Below are 19,370 nucleotides of genomic sequence, written 5' to 3'. Positions count from 1 at the left end.
ATGGGCATCCGTACAAAGTTGATCGCGTCGTTTCTCGTTGTTGCTTTGGTTCCATTGCTGCTATTGGCATTTATCAACAAACAGACAACTGAAAAGGCACTAACTGACAACGCCAAACAAGCCCTATCTGCGGCGGCTAACGAAACTGCTAACAGAATAGATACCTTTATTAATGGAAATCTCGATTCTGTCCGCGTAGAGGCAATTTTACCAGGTTTGTCACGCTACCTCAGCCTCACTCCAAAACAGCGAGATGATAGCCCCGAAATGCAATTGGCGACAGAAACATTAATCCGTCTCAGTCGCAAAGATATGCTCAATGTTCTCTCTTATGCTTTGCTCGACTTAAACGGTAAAAATGTATTGGATACACGTACACTGAATATTGGCAAAGATGAATCAGTTCAAGATTATTTTAAAAAACCATTGCAAACTGGGTTCTCCTTTGTTTCTAGCATGAAGCTATCGCCGACAATTCCTGACCTGATTACCCTATTTTTTAGCAGCCCAGTTCGCAACGCCAAGGGAGATATATTGGGTGTATTGCGTGTTTCATACAATGCTACTGTTGTGCAGCAATTAGTAACTCGACAAACTGAACGGGCTGGGGCAAAATCTTTTGCTATTCTTTTAGATGAAAATAATATTTATCTGGCACATAGCACTGCACCAAAACTAATTTTTAAATCAATTGTGCCTCTACCTATCGATGTTGTAACTCAACTGCAACAGCAAGGGCGCTTGCCTAATTCTCCTGTTAAAGAATTGGCAACTAATGAGTCAAAACTTAAACAAGCATTAGATAATAAACAGTCGTATTTAATTGGTTCTTTAGAAGCAGCCGGTAATCAGGTTAATCTGATTGCGATTTCTCGTTTGCAATATAAACCTTGGACTGTGTTGTTTGCACAGCCACTTGCTGTTGCCTTAGCACCCGTAGAAAAGCAAATTCGTGACGCAATGTTTCTATTTGCCTTGATCGCCTCAGTCGTGACAATCATCGCTTTTGCTATTGGCCAACTGGTAACAAAGCGAATAATTTACCTTAATAATATAGTTTCCCATTTTACCACAGGTAACTTAGATATCCGCGTCAAAATTAACTCAAAAGACGAAATAGGTCAACTGGCAAAATCGTTTAATAATATGGCCTTTCAGTTACAAACCTCTTTTGAAACTTTGGAACATCGAGTCCAAGAACGCACCGAAGAGCTAGTGATTGCCAATCATAAATTGGAGTTGTTGGCAAATGTGGATGGGTTAACTCAGATTGCTAATCGCCGCTGTTTTGATAACTATCTAGCTGTAGAACATACACGGCATCAACGAGAACAAAATCCCCTGGCACTGATCATGATTGATATCGATTACTTTAAGGTTTATAACGATAGTTATGGACATCAAGGTGGCGATGAATGTTTGATTAAAGTAGCACAGGAAATTGCCAAAGTTACTCAACGACAGACTGATTTAGTTGCCCGCTACGGTGGTGAAGAGTTTGCCGTAATTTTGAGCAATACCGATATCCAAGGGGCGCTCAAGGTTGCTAATACTATCCAAACTGCGATCGCTTCTTTGGAGATTCCCCATCAGAATTCTCAAGTGAGTAATTACATTACCCTGAGTATGGGGGTTGCCAGTCTGGTTCCTACCTTAGAACAAAATTTAGAAACTCTGATTTCCTCTGCTGATCAAGCCTTGTATACAGCTAAAGTGCAGGGACGCAATCGAGCGATCGCTCATAAAAATTATACAAATACAGGGAGCTTTGCGATTTAGGATTAACTTATAGAACATCTCAATAATCCATGATGAGCGATCGCAATTTGGGATGAATGGGAACCGCATTTAATCTGGATGGATATGAGAATGCCCATCATGAACGGTTACGAAGCTACCAAGTACATCAAATTCACTACCAAAGGTAATGCTACCGCTGTAATTAACCGATACACCCAGCGTTTTGGAAGAAGAGAAAGCGATAGTGCTTTCTGCTTGTGATGACTTCCTCCGCAAACCATTTAGAGAACACACAATTTTTGATGCACTAGCTAAACATCTGGGTGTAAGCTATATCTTTACCCAAACAAGATCACTTATATTAGATAATTCAGCAGAAAACGCTTTTACATCCCAAAATTTGACTTGTATGTCTGAAGAATGGATTACTCAGCTATATGCAGCTGCTCTTGATGCCAATACTAACCTCGTCTTGCAACTAGTAGGAGAAATTCCCGAAACAGAAAATCGCCTAGCACAAGCCTTGGCGAAACTTGCGCGTCAATTTGAATTTGAGCAGCTTGTTGACTTAGCCGAACCCCTAATAACCAATGAATCTTGATTCTCAACCAGAAAACAAAGGTAACATTCTCCTAGTAGATGACATTCCAGAGAACTTACAATTACTAAGCGATTTACTGGTTAAACTCGGCTACACTGTTCGCAGCGTCACCAGTGGGCGAATGGCTCTGAAAACGGTGAAGGTGAAACGACCAGATGTGATCCTCTTAGATATCAAAATGCCAGAAATGGATGGCTATCAAGTCTGTCAAGCGCTGAAAGCTGATGAGAATTTACGCAATATTCCCGTTATTTTTATTAGTGCTTTAGATGATGTTTTCGACAAAGTAACCGCCTTTAAATCAGGTGGTATAGACTACATCACAAAACCTTTTCAAATTGAAGAAGTAGTAGCGCGTCTGGAAAATCAGTTAACCATTCAACGTCAACAACGCCTTTTAGAACAAGAAGTTGCTAACCGCAGGGAAACAGAAGAGGTGCTTTATCAGTCTAGAGCTTTGCTGTCGAGCGTTTTGAATAGTTCACTTGATGGTATTGCGGCACTGCAAGCTGTCCGCGACCCTACAACAGGGGATATTGAAGATTTTCGTTGTTTAGTTGTCAACCCGGTAATCGCCAGAGCCTTTGACCGTAGCCGTGAAGAGATGATCGGCAAGTTGGTGCTAAAAAAATTCGTAAACCGTCTTGACCCAGAACTCTTTGATCGCTTTGTTGATGTTGTCGAGATGGGTGAACCTCTAGAACAGGATTTTTACTATCCATCAGGAAATTCTTATTGGTTCCACTTTGTGGCGGTAAAGTTAGGTGATGGTTTTGCTATTACCATACGTGATATCACTGCCCGGAAACAAACTGAACTGGCTTTGCAAGATGCAAATGATCAACTTGTATTACTGGCAAATTTGGATGCTTTGACTCAGGTGGCTAATCGTCGCTGTTTCAATAATCGTCTCAAAGAGGAATGGCAGAAACTAGCCCAAGAACAGCAGCCACTTTCCTTGATTTTACTCGATCTTGATGCCTTTAAACGCTATAACGACTACTACGGTCATTTGGCTGGTGATGATTGTCTATTCAAAATCTCGCAAACATTGTATCAATTTATTCGTCGTCAAGATATCAATCGTCCTACTGACTTGGTGGCTCGTTACGGTGGGGAAGAATTTACGGTACTGCTCCCAAATACGAATTTAGAAGGAGCGATTAAGGTAGCAGCTAGAATTCAGCAAGCAATTCATGATCTGGCGATTCCTCATGAACAGTCTAATGTCAAAGATATCGTCACAGTTAGTCTAGGAATTGCCTCTGTTGTACCAACATTGGAAGTTCAACCAGATACATTAATTGCTTATGCTGATCAAGCTTTATACAATGCTAAACAACAAGGGCGCGATCGCTATTGTACATACTCCTTCCCCTCTGTGCAGCGATAATGACCAATACCAATAATCCTTCTTCAGAGAGAGATTTTTTTTATGACCGTTTTTGTTAAGATTAATAAAATTTTTACAAAAAAAGACCACTATGGCTTTATACGCAGAATTGCATCGGCATCTAGGTGGTTCAGTTGTACCTCGTGTATTATGGCGGTATTTTGAGCGCCATGCTACAGATTTAATTTCTCGTTTTGCTGAATATTCTGAATTTGAGGACTTTTACACCCGTCCCCGCAATACTTTAGATGAGTATTTAGAATTGCATACTTTGGTGGAAAGTGTGCAAACTGTGGAAACATTACCTTATTTTATCTATCGCTTGCTGCGTGGTGCGTATATCTTTGAAAACTTGGCTTATTTGGAATTGCGGTATACTCCCTATTTACGCACTCCTGAACATCTGAGTCAAAACGAAAGAATTGATAAGATGGCAGAAATTGTGGAAATTGTGGGTAAAGCTAGTCATTCTTTGGAATATCCGATTATTACTAGCCAAATTCTCTGTATGCACTCCCGTTTACCTTATGAAGTAAATAAGGCAATTGTTGATTTAGCAGCGCAAAATAGAGAATATGTTTGTGCTGTGGATGTGGCAGGGGGCGATCGCTATTATGCTGAAAGAATGCCAGAATGGATGAGTTTATATAACTATGCCCGTTCTCAAGGTTTGAACACCACCGGACATCTTTACGAAACTACCGATGGTTGCTATCCAGAACTTTTACCTTATTTAATGCGAATTGGTCACGGTATCCAAATTCCTTTACTTTACCCAGAATTATTGACAGATTTAGCGAAACAGGGTCAATGTTTAGAAGTTTGTCCCACAACTTATTTAAAAACAGGAACTTTACAGGATATTCGCCAATTAAAGTTAGTTTTTGATAGATGTTTTGCAGCGGGGGTTGATATTGCCATATGTACGGATAACGCTGGTTTGCACAATATGCGACTACCGTTTGAGTATGAAAATCTCTTGACTTACGACATCATCAATTTTGCCCAGTTACAAGCTTGTCAAGATGCAGCTTTCCGTCATGCGTTTGCTTGGCCTTATACTCAACGTCCTGCATCTTTATTAAATGGCTTATTGAAACCGGAAGCAGATCAGGTTTTGGCAATGCAAGATTAAAGTAGGACTTACGCAAGATGTGACTGAAAACCTTATTCCTGTGTAGCGGTAATTCATGAATTACCGCTACTTTGGTTCTGTTTTGCGTAAGTCCTAACTTAATTAAAGCTACAAATGGATCTCCCCGTCACCGCGTCTGTCCATTTGTATACACCTTAAAGTGAAACGGTATTACACCCCTTCTGTAGCGCCACCAATTGTTTTCCAGGCAGTAAGGCCACCTTTAATTTCCGAGACATCAGTGAAGCCAGCACCGCGCAAGATTTGGGCTGCATGGGCTGCATGGGCTTCATGTTCGCCATAAACGTAGATTTGGCGTTCTTTGTGCAGAGCAGATTTAGCACGGGATTCCAAGTCATCTAAGGGAATTGAGATAGCCCCAGTGATATGGCCGTGATTGTAAGTGTAGCGATCGCGCACATCAACAATTGTAAAAGCAGGTTGACCCCATTCGAGAAGGGACATCAGATCCTGAACATCAGCGACTAAACTACTACTCATAAGTTTTTTCCGCTTATCACCTCATCTGCAATTTATCAAAGATCCTCTTATAATCAGGTTTTCTTTACAATTAATCAAAAATTCTGTTGAGATGTTAAATAGATATTAAATAAAACTACACATCTGTCAGAAGCCAGTAGTCGGAATATTGTAGGCTAATGTTCTGTACGTTCGCTCAATTTTTAATTTTTAATTTTTGATTTTTGATTTTTGATTTTTGATTTTTGATTTGTAATTCCGGCTATGGCATCTACTATTCAAGCTTTACCAACAGAAGTTGTATATTTAATTACGGCTGGAGAGGTAATTGACTCTTTATCCGCTGTAGTGCGGGAATTGGTGGAAAATTCCCTAGATGCTGGTGCAACGCGCATTGTAGTTTCTCTATGGCCACAAAATTGGCGAGTCCGCGTAGCTGATAATGGTTGTGGAATGAATCTTGATGACTTGCAACAAGCCGCAGCAGCCCATAGCACCAGTAAAATTCGTTCTAGTGCGGATTTATGGAAAATTACCAGTTTAGGGTTTCGTGGTGAGGCGTTACACAGCTTAACAACCTTGGCAGATTTAGAAATTTTCAGTCGTCCCGTAGGTGGAAATGAGGGATACCGGGTTGTTTATAACGAAGGTGGAGAAGTAGTCAAACTAGAAATAGCTCCAATAGCCCCTGGAACAGTCGTCACGGTCTCTAATTTGTTCGCTAACTGCCCCGCCCGTCGTCAAGGTTTACCCGCCCCTGCACAGCAAATGAAGGCAGTACAAGGGATAATTCAACAAATTGCCCTTTGTCATCCTCAAGTCACTTACCAAGTTTGGCAAAATGACCGAGAATTGTTCACTATCTGTCCAGCTGCGACTGTAGAACAATTAATCCCGCAAATTCTGCCCCAAGTGCGAGCGAGTGATTTGCATTTTTGTCAGTTAGAATTACCAAACTTGGACAAATCAGTCATAAATATAGTCATAGGTTTACCAGATAGGTGTCATCGTCATCGTCCTGATTGGGTAAAAGTAGCGATTAATGGCAGGATGATTAAATCACCGGAATTAGAGCAAACGATTTTATCAGCATTTCACAAAACATTACCGCGCGATCGCTATCCCATTTGTTTTTTACATCTGGCCATTTCTCCTGACCAAATCAATTGGAATCGCAACCCTGCCAAAACTGAAATTTATCTCAACGACATAACTTTTTGGCAAGAACAAATTACCCAAGCTATTAACCAAGCACTGCGGATTTCCGAAGTGAATATTAAAGAATCTGTTCAAACAACACGAGTCAGTAAATTACTCAAAGTTGCAGAAACAAAAGGTGGTTATAATTTTCAACCTCAAAATCAACCTCAAAATCAAAATCAAGCTCATACTCAGAACTATTTAAAAGCTGTTGCCCAAGTAAGCAATACTTATATTATTGCTGAACATTCAGGAGGAATGTGGTTAGTAGAACAGCACATTGCCCATGAGCGAGTTTTGTATGAACAACTTTGTGATCATTGGCAACTTGTAGCTGTAGAAACACCAATTATTCTTTATCAATTATCACCAGCGCAAGTTTCCCAACTGCAAAATATCAATTTAGATATTGAACCATTTGGTGAAAAACTTTGGGCAGTTCGCAATATTCCCGCAATGTTACAACAACGTGAAGACTGTGCCGAAGCACTTTTAGAACTGAGTTGGGGAGGAGATTTACAAACAGCCCAAGTTGCTGTTGCTTGTCGCAGTGCTATTCGTAACGGTACACCAATGAATTTACCAGAAATGCAGAAATTATTAGATGATTGGCAACGCACACGCAACCCCCGCACCTGTCCACATGGTAGACCGATTTATTTATCTTTGGAAGAATCTTCTTTAGCTCGGTTTTTCCGTCGTAATTGGGTAATTGGCAAAAGTCATGGAATTTGATATTCACGTAAGTTGCTAGTATCTCAGGTTCTCTAATCCTTCGGGGTTTGCTGACAATGCTATTTTTAATACAGCTTTTTTAAGTATTCAAATGAATAAATAAAGAATACTTATTGAGATTACGAAATATGTCTTTCCTGTGATTTTTAGTTAATAAAATAACTTTTACCACACAAATATTACGTAGATAACAAAAAATATATTTAATGAGTATAAACGTGCAAAGCCTTACTACACAAAATTTACAAAGTTTTCAATCAGATTTTGTCAACTTATTTGTGATTAACTCGCTTATTGATAAATCTGCTCACACGAGTTTGAGCAAAACTAGATATTTGCGTTAGCTATGTCAGGAAATTATGATTTCATTGTCAATAACTGGGAACAGATTGATCATCTCTCAATGACTACCTAATTCAATTCAGATAATTCGGAGGTAATCAAAAAAAATTGACTCTACTATACAAACAAGGAAGCAATTAGTTGAACAATTACAAATCTGTTCTCAACTAACGTAATGCTCCAGGTGTAATTAGGAGAAAAATTGATGTTATACTCCGAAAAAATCAAAAATCAAGAATTATTGACCGAACTTAGTGTTGAAGCATCTGCTAACATTAAAGGTGGTCAAGATTCTCAAAATGGCCAAAACGGTCAAAATGGCCAAACCGGTCAAAACGGTCAAAACGGTCAAACTACGTTTAATCAAAGCAAATATCTCCAAGCCTTAGGTATTGCTTATCTCAGTCCTCCAGGAACTAATGAAATAACCGATGAGGAAGCGTTGTTAGCTCAATACCAAGGCTGGAAATAGTAGCCAGATTGATGCGACTTAATCATCAGCAAGTTTGGCTTTTTGCATGAATATTCAACCACTAATAATGAATTTAGATTTTCATCTAATTCAGTTCACATACAGCAGGAGTCAGAAGGGGCGTATTGCAATACGCCCGTACTCAAAATGGGCATATTGCAATACGCCCGTACATTTAGTAGAGACGTTTCGCCGAAATGTCTCTACAGGAGTCAGAAGTAAAACTGGCGAATGTGTATAGGTTTCAATCTAGATGCTGTACCTCATTGATCTGCAATCTGCTGTAAGTACCAACATAATAAAGCTGATTTCTGATTGTAGGAATCAGCTTTATTCTCCTGAAAAACTGCAACTGGTTATAATTAGTTTTGATTTTGAAAAGTACAAGCAATTGCTAATTCCGCATTTTTTACCAATGTTTCTTGATCAAGAAGAGAAACTGGATATTGGGGAGTTAACAGCAATAACTTTTCAATTCTCTGCCTCGCCGCTTCTACAACTGCTGTATCTAAACTACCATTATTCAAACTGGCAGAAAAATCTTCAGCTATTTTATAAGTCCGTTCCAAAGATGAAGAATTGATATTTCGAGAAACTATAAATAAATCACAACCAGCATGAAAAGCTCGCGCCACCGTTCCTGATAGCATAAACATCTCAGCAACTGCTTTCATATCTAAATCATCAGAAACTATCACACCTTGAAAACCTAATTCTTCTCTCAAAATATCATTTAAAATTATTTTAGATAAAGTTGCCGGCACATCAGCATCGATTTGAGGAAACAAAATATGCGCTGTCATAATTAATGGAACCTGTTCCTTAATCAAGGTTTGAAAAGGTATCAATTCCCGATTTCGCAAATCTTCTAAACTTAAATTCAATATTGGTAACTCAAGATGAGAGTCTGTGCTAGTGTCTCCATGTCCGGGAAAGTGTTTAGCGCAACCGAGAATTCCTCCTTCCCTTAGTCCTTGAAAATATTCACGCGCACCTTGACTAGCAGTTTCGGGAGTAGTCCCAAAAGCACGAGTTCCAATAATCGGGTTTTGGGGATTTGAGAAAATATCAGCCACAGGAGACCAAGAAAGATTAATACTCAGTGATTTTAATTCTAATGCTGTGGCTTTTGCGACTTCATATGCGTGGCTTTGTAGCAAATAAGCATGAGGAAAACGGGTAATAGGTAAAGGTGTGCGGACAACACGACCACCTTCATGGTCTAATGTAGTGAACATGAAATCACGTTCAGCATATTGGTGAATTTGGTCAATTAGCTGCTTGAAGCTTTCTAACCAAACCGGATAAGGTACACCGTCAAGAAAATTTTTGGCGAAAAATATGACCCCAACTGGTTTTAACTCGTTTAGCGCCCGTTTATCATCATCGCCGAGGGTTGTACCAGAAATACCGAGAATCAGGTGATTACCAAAGCTTTGGAGATGCTGAGATGTGTGCATAATTGGCTGACCAAAAGAAAATTAAATCCTCTCTACTCTATCTTTTGGCCTCTAATTCCTCAGCCTTTTCAGGAAGTGATACCAAATGTAACGGATTGCAACATATAATGAGAATCGAGAAAACAGTTAAGAAATATTGAAAAGCAGTAGGTTTAAATGCGAGTAGTGATTGCTGGTGCTGGTTTAGCAGGACTTTCCTGCGCCAAATATCTCACAGATTTAGGACACACTCCCATTGTTTTGGAACGTCGGGATGTATTGGGTGGTCTAGTGGCGGCGTGGAAAGACTCTGACGGCGACTGGTACGAAACCGGGTTACACGCCTTCTTTGGGGCATATCCCAATATGCTGCAACTGTTCAAGGAGTTGGGGATTGAAGACCGACTCCAGTGGAAAGAGCATACACTGATTTTTAATCAACCAGATAAACCCGGAACACTCTCACGTTTTGATGTTCCTGATATTCCTGCTCCGTTTAACATCATTACCTCGATTCTTCGCAACAACGATATGTTGACTTGGGAGCAGAAGATTCGTTTCGCCATTGGGTTGCTTCCAGCCATAGTTCGCGGTCAAAAGTATGTTGAGGAGATGGACAAGTACAACTTCTCAGATTGGTTAAAAAGGCGAGGTGTTGGTGAGCGGGTAGCCAGTGACGTGTTTATGGCTGCTTCCAAAGCGTTAACCTTTATCAACCCCGATGAAGTTTCCTCCACAATTTTATTAACCGCCCTCAATCGTTTTTTACAAGAACGATACGGCTCCAAAATCGCCTTTTTGGATGGTTCTCCCACAGAAAGACTTTGCCAACCCATCGTGGATTACATTACCGAACGGGGTGGACAAGTCAGACTAAATGCGCCCTTAAAAGAGATTTTGCTCAACCCGGATGGTACAGTAAAAGGGTTCTTGCTCCGCGGGTTAAATGAGGAGCAAGATCAAGAAATGACAGCAGACTTTTACGTATCAGCCATGTCGGTTGACCCATTAAAAGTCATGTTGCCAGAACCTTGGAAGCAGATGGAATTTTTCCAACAGCTGGAAGGTTTAGAAGGTGTACCAGTAATTAACCTGCATCTATGGTTTGATCAGAAGTTAACAGACATTGATCACCTACTTTTTTCGCGATCGCCCCTCCTCAGCGTTTATGCTGATATGAGCAACACTTGTCGTGAATATGCTAACCCCTCTCGCTCAATGCTGGAATTAGTTCTAGCTCCCGCCAAAGATTGGATTAGCAAATCTGACGAGGAAATTGTCAGGGCTACTATGGCCGAGTTGGAAAAACTCTTTCCTGACCACTTTAAAGGAGACAACCCGGCAAAACTGCTGAAATCTCACGTCGTAAAAACGCCGCGTTCAGTTTACAAAGCGACACCTGGTCGTCAACAGTACCGTCCACCCCAAAAAACTCCTGTAGCCAACTTCTTTTTGAGCGGGAGTTACACCATGCAACGCTATCTAGGCAGTATGGAGGGAGCAGTACTTTCTGGTAAGCTAACAGCGCAGGCGATCTCCGATAGCTTGCGTGGCGACAAAGGAGCCATAGCGCCATCGGTAGCAAACTCTTCCAACCTGCAAACGCTAACTCGACCGCCCGCAACGAATGCTGCAACTGCCTGATTCCCCCCCGCGCATGAAAACGCTGGTCTCTGTAGACGATTCCTACAAACTTTGTCAGGAACTCACTGCCAAGTATGCCAAGACATTTTACCTGGGTACATTGCTGATGAGTCGGGCAAAGCGTCAATCTGTTTGGGCAATATACGCTTGGTGTCGCCGTACAGATGAATTAGTAGATGGCCCCGCATCTGCTCTAACCACGCCAGAAACCCTAGACCTATGGGAAAAGCAGCTGGAATCAATTTTTGCCGGCTGCCCATTGGACAATTACGACGTAGCTTTAGTCGATACTCTCCACCGCTTTGCCATAGACATTCAACCCTTCCGGGATATGATTGCCGGTCAGCGCATGGATTTATATCGCAGTCGTTATGAAACATTTGAGGATTTATACCTCTATTGCTACCGGGTTGCTGGTACTGTCGGCTTAATGTCAACAGCGATTATGGGTATAGATACCAGCATCTATACAGCGCCCTGGCATCGAAACCAACAACCTTATATTCCCACAGAAGAAGCGATCGCTCTAGGAATTGCCAATCAACTCACCAACATTCTCCGAGATGTCGGTGAGGACGCAAAACGGGGGCGGATCTATATTCCCCTAGAAGACTTGGCCAAATTCAACTACACCGAACAAGACTTTTTTAAAGGTGTAGTAGATGATCGCTGGCGTTCTCTTATGCGTTTTGAAATTGACCGCGCCCGCCAATTCTATATTCAGGCAGACAAAGGAGTTAGCTACCTCGCACCCGATGCCCGTTGGCCAGTTTGGACTGCATCAATGCTGTATGGGCAGATTTTAGATGTGATTGAGCGCAATGATTATGAAGTGTTCAGTCAGCGTGCTTACGTTCCCCAAGGGCAAAAGTTACTTACTTTACCAAGAGCTTGGATGCGATCGCAAGTATTATAGGGTCATTTGTCAGTGGTCACTAGTGATTAGTAACTGACCACTGAACAAATGAAAAAATAACTATTGACTTGCTTAAAAATCTCTGATAACATTGTTGTCTATGACCGGGAGAGGTGGCTGAGTGGTCGAAAGCGGCAGATTGCTAATCTGTTGATGGAATCGTAAGGTCCATCCGAGGGTTCGAATCCCTCCTTCTCCGTTTTTAGCCGAGTAAAAATTAATATTTTCCTAGCACTGATACTTCTTGAGATGGATGCTATTATTTAGGCTTTGGAGTCTGGATAGAATTGATCTGGATTTTCAACCTAGTTTTATCCTACTTTCAGGCTCCTGAATATCCCAGGATTGAGAGTTATCCATGTCCAGAATTAATGTTTCCCTAGCTTTAACAGTATTTACCATAGCCAGCGGCTTATTCATGGCTGCTTGTGATAATACCACCACAACTAACCCAACACCCGCAGGAACTACTGCCACCCCAGCAGCTAACTCAACCACAACCACCGATAATCCTAAAGGGTTGAAAATTGGTAGTTTGTTACCAACAACCGGTGACTTAGCCTCTATTGGTCAGCAAATGGTTGGTTCCGTTCCCTTACTTGTCGATACCGTCAACGCTTGCGGTGGTGTCAACGGAGAAAAAGTCACTTTAGTAGAAGTAGACGACCAAACCGACCCCAAAGCCGGTGCAGCTGGTATGACCAAATTAGCAACTGTAGATAAAGTAGCTGGTGTAGTTGGTTCCTTTGCTAGTAGCGTTTCTACAGCTGCTGTTTCCGTAGCTGTACCCAATAAAGTTATGATCGTTTCCCCTGGTAGCACCAGTCCCGTCTTCACCGACAAAGCCCAAAAAGGTGACTTTAAAGGCTTTTGGGCGCGGACTGCTCCCCCTGATACCTACCAAGCACTAGCTTTAGCCCAACTTGCTAAGAAAAAAGGATTTAAAAGAGTTTCCACAGTTGTAATTAACAACGACTATGGCGTAGGTTTTGAAAAAGCATTTGTGAAAACCTTTGAACAATTAGGTGGAACAGTAGTTAATAAAGATAAACCAGTTCGCTACGACCCCAAAGCCCAAACCTTTGATACTGAAGCAGGTGCTACTTTTGCTGGTAAACCCGACGCAGTACTGGCTGTGATGTATGCCGAAACAGGCAGTTTATTCCTCAAAGCAGCCTATCAGCAAGGTGTAGCAAAAGGAGTACAAATTATGCTCACAGATGGGGTGAAATCAGATACCTTTCCTGGACAAGTTGGTAAAAGTGCTGACGGAAAATATCTATTATCGGGTGCGATTGGGACAGTACCTGGTTCTGATGGTAAAGCATTAGCAAGTTTCAAAAAACTTTGGCAAGAGAAAAAAGGCGGTTCCCCAGGAGAATATGCACCTCAAGCTTGGGATGCTGCTGCTTTGTTAACATTGGCAGCACAAGCTGCTAAAGAAAATACAGGCGTTGGTATTGCGGGAAAAATCCGTGAAGTAGCTGGTGGAACTGGCACAGAAGTAACTGATGTCTGTGAGGGATTGAAGTTACTAAAAGAAGGTAAAAAGATTAACTACCAAGGAGCCAGTGGTAATGTAGACGTTGATGCCAATGGCGATGTCCTTGGTGTTTACGATGTTTGGACTGTGGGAGACGACGGCAAAATCAAGGTGATTGATAAAGTTAGTCCCAAGTAGTTGGGGAGGCAGGGGAGATGGGGAGATGGGGAGATGGGGAGGCAGGGGAGGCAGGGGGAGATGGGGAGATGGGGAGGAATATTTATCTTTCTTCTACCTTATTTCTTCCTTCTATTCCCTGTTCCCTATTCCCTGTTCCCTATTCCCTATTCCCTTTTAATTAAAACCCGCCAAAATTGTAACCGACTCCAAACAAGAGACCGAGATCGGTTTGACCGAAAAATCCAGCATTGACAGAGGCTGTGGCAGTAAAGCGATTATTTAGAGGTACATCAATACCACCAGTCAGTAATACAGCCGTTTCCGAGTTATCACCCGTTTGAATGGCTGCACCGACTCCTACATAAGGAGCAATTGCTAGGGGTTCAGTAAAAGGATCTCCTCCTGCGGGCTGGAAGGAGAAGTCGTAAGTGATGGGAATGAGAAATAGGGTATTATCTCCTAGAATCACTGACGGTCTTACTGATAAAGACCTCGTAAAACCGACTTTGCTGATGATTGTGAAGTTACCATCGCCCAAGGCTGAAGCTCCACCACTTACACCAATATTACCGCCTACGCCAACATAGCTGCTACCGCCACGGGTGGATCTTCCTACATCAATATCCGATTGTGCTATTTGATTTGGCTGTGCTACTTGAGCCGCAGATGGTTGGGAAGTAGACTCTGAAGCTACATCTGTCAGCATCATGGATGAGGTGGCAACTGTACCGGGAACGGGTATGATTGTCCGACTAGGTGTTTTTTCTGTAGCAGCGTTAGGAAACTGGGGTACTTCTTCAGAGGTGGTGGCTGTGGATTGGGCGCTAACTTGGCTGTCTGGCATGATATTGGCAGCAAGCTCAGTTGCTTCTGTTTCGGAAACAGGTATTATGTCTGTAGAAGTGTTGGTGAGCGCTGGCACTTTTGCCAAAGAAGCTGCTGAGGGTTCGGCACTGACTTGGTTGTCAGGCATTACAGGATCAATAGGCTGTGTCGTCTGAGCATTGGCGGATAGACTAATACTTAAAACTGCAAGGGCAGCTAGACTTGGTAAAGACAAAACATTTTTACGCAAAAACATCATATTCACATTCACTCCTACAAGAATCTACAATAATTATGGCAAAAAGGGATTCTGTTGGTTTAATTCAACAAATTTGAGCAATACTCAACATCTAACACCAAAAAAACGATTTTACATCTTTAATTTGACATATGCACTTGGGATTTGATAGCAACCCATTGAATTTTGAAGAAGACACGGGGACACGGGGACACGGGGAAAGAGGGACACGGGGATAAGTCAAGAGTAAAGAGACACGGAAATATGGGAAAAGAGTTGACTGTCAGAAGACAATCTTTCTTTCTCACCGCGTCACCGCGTCTCCCCCTCACCGCGTCTTCTTCTTCCGCGTCGCCGCGTCTCCCACTCTGGAGCGTCCTCTTAGGTCAGTACTCGGACAGAATTAATTACACACATTGCTTTCTTGTTCAAAACAAGTTGAAGCCATAAACCCTTATTTGCTAAGATTTGCGGAGATGTATATTCAAAAAAAGCAACTCTGCAACACTATGCCAACATCTGCAATTGACGATAAAGACGCAGCAGCTATCCACGCAGCGAGGGAAGGGGTTGCTGTCTGCGACAATCGCTCTCATTGGGGAATCATCCGTGTTTCTAATGATGATAGACTGCGCTTTTTACACGGACAAAGTACTAATGATTTCCAAGGACTGAAACCTGGATCAGGCTGTGATACGGTGATTGTGACATCTACAGCCCGAACGATTGACTTGGTGACTGGCTATGTTCTAGATGATGCAGTATTACTGTTGGTTTCACTTAAGCGCCGTGAGTCGCTCATGCAATGGTTAGATCGTTATATTTTCTTTGCTGACAAGGTAATATTAACCGATGTGACTGATGAAACTGCAACCCTGAGCTTAATTGGCACTCAAAGTAACGGCATAATTGAAAAGCTGGGCGCTGGGAGGCTGATTGGTCAACCTGATGGTAATCATATCTTAGTTGATGGTGTGATATTTGCGGTGGGTAGCGGTTTGGCGAACCCTGGATATACGCTAATTTTCCCATCTGCTGAAAAAGAAAAATTGTGGAATCAAATCTTAGAATTTGGTGCGGTAGAATTGAGCGATCGCGCTTGGGATATATTAAGAATATTACAAGGTCGTCCAGCCCCGGATTTTGAACTCACGGATGATTATAATCCCCTAGAAGTAGGTTTATGGCAGACAGTATCTTTTAATAAAGGCTGCTACATCGGACAAGAAACTATTGCGAGATTAAATACATATAAAGGTGTAAAACAATACCTTTGGGGAATTCGGCTTGATGCTGCTGCGGAACCGGGAACCGTGATCACGATTGGGGAAGAAAAAGTGGGTAAACTCACCAGTTACACAGAAACCCCTGATGGTCACTTTGGACTAGGTTACATCCGTAGTAAAGCCGGTGGTGTAGGTTTAAAAGTGCAAGTTGGAGAAACCGAGGGGGAAGTAGTTGCAGTTCCATTTGTATCTCACGAATATCCGTAGAAGGCTGCTTTTGTAGGGGAGATGTGCTGTGTTTCAGTGGGATTAAATCAAAAATCTGGATTTACATTTTGCGGGTAATTGTTTCGTCTTTTTCCCATCTCACACCTTGACAAAATTCATCTATCCAAGAAGGTAAACTACGGGCGTTAGTAGTAGGTGAAAGATGAGAAACTTGTTTGACTGGAATGCTCATAAATGTAGGGTTGTGATTGGGTTTGTTAACTCTTGAGAGGCTAGGCACAGCTTTGGTTTGATGAGGAACTGTTGTAGTTGTTGAGAGCGAGAGCGCCAGTTCTGAACCGTCAGTTTTGCGGAGCGTCTTGTCACTTTGCGTTAGTGCTTGTTCTCGCCCTATTTGCGAAAGCGGTTTGGTTGGAGAATGGCGATTAACTGATGTAGTTACTGCACCAACCGCCACAGATTCCCGCTTTTGATCCACATTTGTGGTAATTCTCAATAACACCTGTTTGTGTTCTTTTTGTATTGGTGTATCTGCAACCTGACTCTTGGCTAGAGACGTACTAACAACCTGGTTTTTAGCTAGAGAATGCTGTGATTTTAATAAATTTAACTCTTCTTCAAGATTGAAGTTAAGACCTAAAGCCGCAACTATTTTATCTGGATTATTATTTAACTCTAGAAGAAAAGGGAGTATTTTTTTCAATTCTGGTTCTAAAATAGATAAAGTGGCTAAAATATAACCAGAAGACGGTCTGCGTAAACCATCATAATCTCGCCAAATTTGCATTTTGACTAGCCAAGAACGATTTTCTTCGTAATAACTCAGCCACTTCATTTTTAATGATTGACGTAGCTGTTGAATATCCATTTATTCCCTCGCTTTATTTGCACCAAATTACAGAATTTATATATTTTCAGTTAGCTTTATCCCTGGGGATGAAACCGATAATAAAGCATATATTTAACTTTTTTACCACCTAATAAATGTTGTTCTACCAGTCGCGGTACTTCTTGAGGTTTAACTCCGCAATACCAAACCATCTCTGGTAAGACTAGCACCATTGGACCATTACCACATTGACCTAAGCAGCCACTAGCTGTAACTGTCACATTAAGTACAGGTAAAGCTTGGAAAGCGGCTAAAACTTCCTCTGCACCTTGTTTTCTACAAGTACGATGTTGACATACTTGCACACAATTAGGAAGAGATTGTTCCTGAGTTGGGACGGTTGACATTTTTTTGGTGTTAATTCCCTAAAAATAGCTAAATATTTACTGTTTTTACCCACTAATAACTTTTTTATCAAGACGTTCAGCCAGCCACAATTTAATAATAGAATCAGGAGTCACACCCAAACGCTTGGCTTCATGTTCTAAGGCTTCAATCATCCACATCGGGAAATCAATATTAATTCGTTTTTGTTCATAACCTGGACGACGTGCTTGAGATAAATCTAAGAATTCAGTGATGTCTTCATCGTTGTCAAATTTTGCATCAAATTCTTCAGCTTTCATCAATACTTACCTCTTCGTTACGGGAACAACGAATCGCCACCCAATAGTGGCGATAGGTAAAAAACTTCTAATTGATAACCAATCCTTTACTCGCTAACCATTCACTATTAAATATCCGTGATTGATAGCGAGAACCACTGTCACACAAAATAGTGACAATAGTATGTCCTGGGCCTAATTGTTTGGCTAAAGCCACAGCTGCACCCACATTAATTCCCGTGGAACCACCCATTAATAAACCATCTTTTCTTAATAGTTGATAAACAACACGTAACGCTTCTGGATCATCAATTTGCATGGCATCATCAATAGGTGCGCCTTCCATATTGGCTGTAATGCGACTATTTCCGATACCTTCAGTAATGGAATTACCTTCCATTTTGATTTCGCCAGTTTTGATATAGCTGTATAGTCCGCTACCCAATGGGTCAGCAACAACACATTTAACCGCCGGATTTTGCTTTTTCAGGTACATTGCTACACCAGCATAAGTACCACCCGTACCAGTTGCCGCTACCCAACTATCTATTTTACCGTTGGTCTGTTGCCAAATTTCTCTACCGGTGGTTTCATAATGGGCGAGACGATTTGCTAAATTATCAAACTGATTTGCCCAAATTGCGTTTTCCATTTCCGCCGCAATTCTACCAGATAGTTTGACGTAATTATTAGGATCTTTGTAAGGTACAGCCGGAACAGGACGAACTTCTGCACCCAAGGTAGTCAAAGCGTCTATTTTTTCTTGGGATTGGGTATTGGGAATAATAATCAAGCATTTGTAACCTTTAGCGTTGCAGATATGCGCTAATCCAATACCCGTATTCCCCGCAGTTCCTTCTACTACTGTGCCACCAGGTTTGAGAAGTCCTTTTTTTTCTGCATCTTCGATAATGTACAGTGCTGCGCGATCTTTAACAGAACCACCAGGGTTGAGAAATTCTGCTTTAGCCAAGATTTCACAACCGGTTTCTTCACTAAAACTGTTTAAGCGAATTAGTGGCGTGTTACCAATTGTACCGACAAATCCATTTTTGATATCCATGTTGAATCTACCTGAGTTCTTCGCTATCAAATTCTGACATTTAATCTCCATCCTATGGCGATATTTTTATCGACAATTTCCGAAAAGCAAGTACAAAAGATTGAATCTAAACTAGATACAGTAATGGTAATATTACCTTGTTTATTTATTACAGTAATTTCAATTCCTGGGGTAAATTACCATACAATATACTAAATAATGTCCTAAACAAGGTGGACGCGGATGAAATCTCCCGATGAACATAATCAAGACATTCAACGTCAGGTAGAAAAGCGACTGAGAGAAATGGACGATCAAATCCATGCTATTGATGCACCTTTCTATAAAACTCAGAAACATCAACCAGAACAATCTCAAAAACCTTGGCTAAAAAAAGTAATTCTCGCTGGGAAATTTTTTGGCTTGGCTGTTGCAGCTTTGGTTGCAGTGCGAGTAGCCTCAGTTTTAGCGGGAGTTGTTATTTTTGGGGCTTTGGCTTTTCTGACTTACAAGCTTTTCTGGGAATCGAAAATTAAGAACTCTAAATAAAGTGTCAT

The 19,370-nt window shown here is 41.5% G+C and carries 20 protein-coding genes and 1 tRNA gene; 14 read left to right on the top strand and 7 right to left on the bottom strand.

Annotated features, from left to right (window positions below):
• From A9Y75_RS20755 to A9Y75_RS20740, 5 genes are all read left to right on the top strand, one after another.
• On the top strand, positions 1–1,779 hold the full coding sequence (locus A9Y75_RS20755; protein ID WP_071191427.1) for a diguanylate cyclase: 1,779 nt from the start codon (positions 1–3) through the stop codon (positions 1,777–1,779).
• A gap of 99 nt (positions 1,780–1,878) precedes the next feature.
• Complete coding sequence (locus A9Y75_RS30260; RefSeq protein ID WP_269086320.1) at positions 1,879–2,001, top strand: hypothetical protein; 123 nt, start codon at positions 1,879–1,881, stop codon at positions 1,999–2,001.
• Positions 1,985–2,341 (top strand): hypothetical protein, encoded by a 357-nt coding sequence (locus tag A9Y75_RS20750; protein WP_236721485.1) that lies wholly within the window; start codon positions 1,985–1,987, stop codon positions 2,339–2,341. Before A9Y75_RS30260 ends, A9Y75_RS20750 begins: the two co-directional genes overlap by 17 nt.
• Positions 2,331–3,734 (top strand): diguanylate cyclase, encoded by a 1,404-nt coding sequence (locus tag A9Y75_RS20745; RefSeq protein WP_071191425.1) that lies wholly within the window; start codon positions 2,331–2,333, stop codon positions 3,732–3,734. Before A9Y75_RS20750 ends, A9Y75_RS20745 begins: the two co-directional genes overlap by 11 nt.
• Before the next feature lie 91 nt (positions 3,735–3,825).
• The gene (locus tag A9Y75_RS20740) at positions 3,826–4,869 is read left to right on the top strand and encodes an adenosine deaminase (protein ID WP_071191424.1); all 1,044 of its coding nucleotides are present in this window, start codon (positions 3,826–3,828) and stop codon (positions 4,867–4,869) included.
• A gap of 171 nt (positions 4,870–5,040) precedes the next feature.
• Here A9Y75_RS20740 and A9Y75_RS20735 read toward each other — a convergent pair whose 3' ends face one another.
• Positions 5,041–5,370: a rhodanese-like domain-containing protein gene (locus A9Y75_RS20735; RefSeq protein WP_071191423.1), complete on the bottom strand. Its 330-nt coding sequence runs from the start codon at positions 5,368–5,370 to the stop codon at positions 5,041–5,043.
• Between the two features lie 243 nt (positions 5,371–5,613).
• Between A9Y75_RS20735 and mutL the strand changes: the two genes are divergently transcribed.
• Entirely contained in the window at positions 5,614–7,284 is a 1,671-nt protein-coding gene (gene mutL / locus A9Y75_RS20730; RefSeq protein ID WP_071191422.1) for a DNA mismatch repair endonuclease MutL, read from the top strand.
• 547 nt (positions 7,285–7,831) lie between these two features.
• On the top strand, positions 7,832–8,098 hold the full coding sequence (locus A9Y75_RS20725) for a hypothetical protein (RefSeq protein WP_071191421.1): 267 nt from the start codon (positions 7,832–7,834) through the stop codon (positions 8,096–8,098).
• Positions 8,099–8,460: 362 nt separating this feature from the next.
• Here the strand turns inward: A9Y75_RS20725 and nagZ are convergent, their stop codons facing one another.
• Entirely contained in the window at positions 8,461–9,558 is a 1,098-nt protein-coding gene (gene nagZ, locus A9Y75_RS20720; protein ID WP_071191420.1) for a beta-N-acetylhexosaminidase, read from the bottom strand.
• A gap of 156 nt (positions 9,559–9,714) precedes the next feature.
• On the opposite strand from nagZ, the gene pds reads away from it, so the two are divergent.
• The 5 genes from pds (at position 9,715) to A9Y75_RS27845 (ending at position 13,938) form a co-directional block, all read left to right on the top strand.
• Positions 9,715–11,181, top strand: a complete 1,467-nt coding sequence (pds, locus tag A9Y75_RS20715; protein WP_071191419.1) for a 15-cis-phytoene desaturase — start codon at positions 9,715–9,717, stop codon at positions 11,179–11,181.
• Entirely contained in the window at positions 11,165–12,097 is a 933-nt protein-coding gene (gene crtB / locus A9Y75_RS20710) for a 15-cis-phytoene synthase CrtB (protein WP_071191418.1), read from the top strand. Before pds ends, crtB begins: the two co-directional genes overlap by 17 nt.
• 107 nt (positions 12,098–12,204) lie before the next feature.
• Positions 12,205–12,296: transfer RNA gene (locus tag A9Y75_RS20705), tRNA-Ser, on the top strand.
• A 159-nt stretch (positions 12,297–12,455) separates the two neighbouring features.
• A complete protein-coding gene (locus tag A9Y75_RS20700) occupies positions 12,456–13,778 on the top strand; it encodes an ABC transporter substrate-binding protein (RefSeq protein WP_071191417.1) in 1,323 nt (440 codons plus the stop codon).
• The gene (locus A9Y75_RS27845) at positions 13,756–13,938 is read left to right on the top strand and encodes a hypothetical protein (RefSeq protein WP_177176256.1); all 183 of its coding nucleotides are present in this window, start codon (positions 13,756–13,758) and stop codon (positions 13,936–13,938) included. Before A9Y75_RS20700 ends, A9Y75_RS27845 begins: the two co-directional genes overlap by 23 nt.
• Here the strand turns inward: A9Y75_RS27845 and A9Y75_RS20695 are convergent, their stop codons facing one another.
• Positions 13,939–14,841 carry a hypothetical protein gene (locus tag A9Y75_RS20695; protein ID WP_071191416.1) on the bottom strand — a complete coding sequence of 301 codons (903 nt, stop codon included), beginning with the start codon at positions 14,839–14,841 and terminating at the stop codon, positions 13,939–13,941.
• A 491-nt stretch (positions 14,842–15,332) separates the two neighbouring features.
• Between A9Y75_RS20695 and A9Y75_RS20690 the strand changes: the two genes are divergently transcribed.
• Positions 15,333–16,316 (top strand): folate-binding protein YgfZ, encoded by a 984-nt coding sequence (locus A9Y75_RS20690; RefSeq protein WP_071191415.1) that lies wholly within the window; start codon positions 15,333–15,335, stop codon positions 16,314–16,316.
• Positions 16,317–16,377: 61 nt separating this feature from the next.
• On the opposite strand, the gene A9Y75_RS20685 is transcribed toward A9Y75_RS20690, so the two are convergent.
• From A9Y75_RS20685 to A9Y75_RS20670, 4 genes are all read right to left on the bottom strand, one after another.
• Positions 16,378–17,145, bottom strand: a complete 768-nt coding sequence (locus tag A9Y75_RS20685) for a DUF5331 domain-containing protein (RefSeq protein WP_071191414.1) — start codon at positions 17,143–17,145, stop codon at positions 16,378–16,380.
• Between the two features lie 56 nt (positions 17,146–17,201).
• A complete protein-coding gene (locus tag A9Y75_RS20680) occupies positions 17,202–17,513 on the bottom strand; it encodes a (2Fe-2S) ferredoxin domain-containing protein (RefSeq protein WP_071191413.1) in 312 nt (103 codons plus the stop codon).
• Between the two features lie 45 nt (positions 17,514–17,558).
• The gene (locus A9Y75_RS20675; RefSeq protein WP_071191412.1) at positions 17,559–17,792 is read right to left on the bottom strand and encodes a CopG family antitoxin; all 234 of its coding nucleotides are present in this window, start codon (positions 17,790–17,792) and stop codon (positions 17,559–17,561) included.
• A 67-nt stretch (positions 17,793–17,859) separates the two neighbouring features.
• Positions 17,860–18,834, bottom strand: coding sequence for a cysteine synthase A (locus A9Y75_RS20670; protein WP_071191411.1), 975 nt, complete (start codon positions 18,832–18,834; stop codon positions 17,860–17,862).
• A gap of 222 nt (positions 18,835–19,056) precedes the next feature.
• Between A9Y75_RS20670 and A9Y75_RS20665 the strand changes: the two genes are divergently transcribed.
• Complete coding sequence (locus tag A9Y75_RS20665) at positions 19,057–19,362, top strand: hypothetical protein (RefSeq protein WP_071191410.1); 306 nt, start codon at positions 19,057–19,059, stop codon at positions 19,360–19,362.
• Positions 19,363–19,370 lie beyond the last annotated feature (8 nt).

The sequence above is a fragment of the Trichormus sp. NMC-1 genome (assembly GCF_001858025.1).
In the GTDB taxonomy this organism is placed as follows: domain Bacteria; phylum Cyanobacteriota; class Cyanobacteriia; order Cyanobacteriales; family Nostocaceae; genus Anabaena.
The sequence above is the reverse complement of the archived record's forward strand: the minus strand, read 5'-3'. Positions and strand labels throughout refer to the sequence as shown.

Coding starts and splice junctions, on each gene's coding strand:
- A9Y75_RS20700 (WP_071191417.1), top strand. CDS start 12,456: ATGTCCAGAATTAATGTTTCCCTAGCTTTAACAGTATTTACCATAGCC.
- A9Y75_RS20665 (WP_071191410.1), top strand. CDS start 19,057: ATGAAATCTCCCGATGAACATAATCAAGACATTCAACGTCAGGTAGAA.
- A9Y75_RS20745 (WP_071191425.1), top strand. CDS start 2,331: ATGAATCTTGATTCTCAACCAGAAAACAAAGGTAACATTCTCCTAGTA.
- A9Y75_RS20670 (WP_071191411.1), bottom strand. CDS start 18,834: ATGGATATCAAAAATGGATTTGTCGGTACAATTGGTAACACGCCACTA.
- A9Y75_RS20675 (WP_071191412.1), bottom strand. CDS start 17,792: ATGAAAGCTGAAGAATTTGATGCAAAATTTGACAACGATGAAGACATC.
- A9Y75_RS20685 (WP_071191414.1), bottom strand. CDS start 17,145: ATGGATATTCAACAGCTACGTCAATCATTAAAAATGAAGTGGCTGAGT.
- A9Y75_RS20740 (WP_071191424.1), top strand. CDS start 3,826: ATGGCTTTATACGCAGAATTGCATCGGCATCTAGGTGGTTCAGTTGTA.
- A9Y75_RS20735 (WP_071191423.1), bottom strand. CDS start 5,370: ATGAGTAGTAGTTTAGTCGCTGATGTTCAGGATCTGATGTCCCTTCTC.
- A9Y75_RS20755 (WP_071191427.1), top strand. CDS start 1: ATGGGCATCCGTACAAAGTTGATCGCGTCGTTTCTCGTTGTTGCTTTG.
- mutL (WP_071191422.1), top strand. CDS start 5,614: ATGGCATCTACTATTCAAGCTTTACCAACAGAAGTTGTATATTTAATT.
- A9Y75_RS20695 (WP_071191416.1), bottom strand. CDS start 14,841: ATGTTTTTGCGTAAAAATGTTTTGTCTTTACCAAGTCTAGCTGCCCTT.
- A9Y75_RS20725 (WP_071191421.1), top strand. CDS start 7,832: ATGTTATACTCCGAAAAAATCAAAAATCAAGAATTATTGACCGAACTT.
- crtB (WP_071191418.1), top strand. CDS start 11,165: ATGCTGCAACTGCCTGATTCCCCCCCGCGCATGAAAACGCTGGTCTCT.
- A9Y75_RS20680 (WP_071191413.1), bottom strand. CDS start 17,513: ATGTCAACCGTCCCAACTCAGGAACAATCTCTTCCTAATTGTGTGCAA.
- A9Y75_RS20690 (WP_071191415.1), top strand. CDS start 15,333: ATGCCAACATCTGCAATTGACGATAAAGACGCAGCAGCTATCCACGCA.
- nagZ (WP_071191420.1), bottom strand. CDS start 9,558: ATGCACACATCTCAGCATCTCCAAAGCTTTGGTAATCACCTGATTCTC.
- pds (WP_071191419.1), top strand. CDS start 9,715: ATGCGAGTAGTGATTGCTGGTGCTGGTTTAGCAGGACTTTCCTGCGCC.
- A9Y75_RS30260 (WP_269086320.1), top strand. CDS start 1,879: ATGAACGGTTACGAAGCTACCAAGTACATCAAATTCACTACCAAAGGT.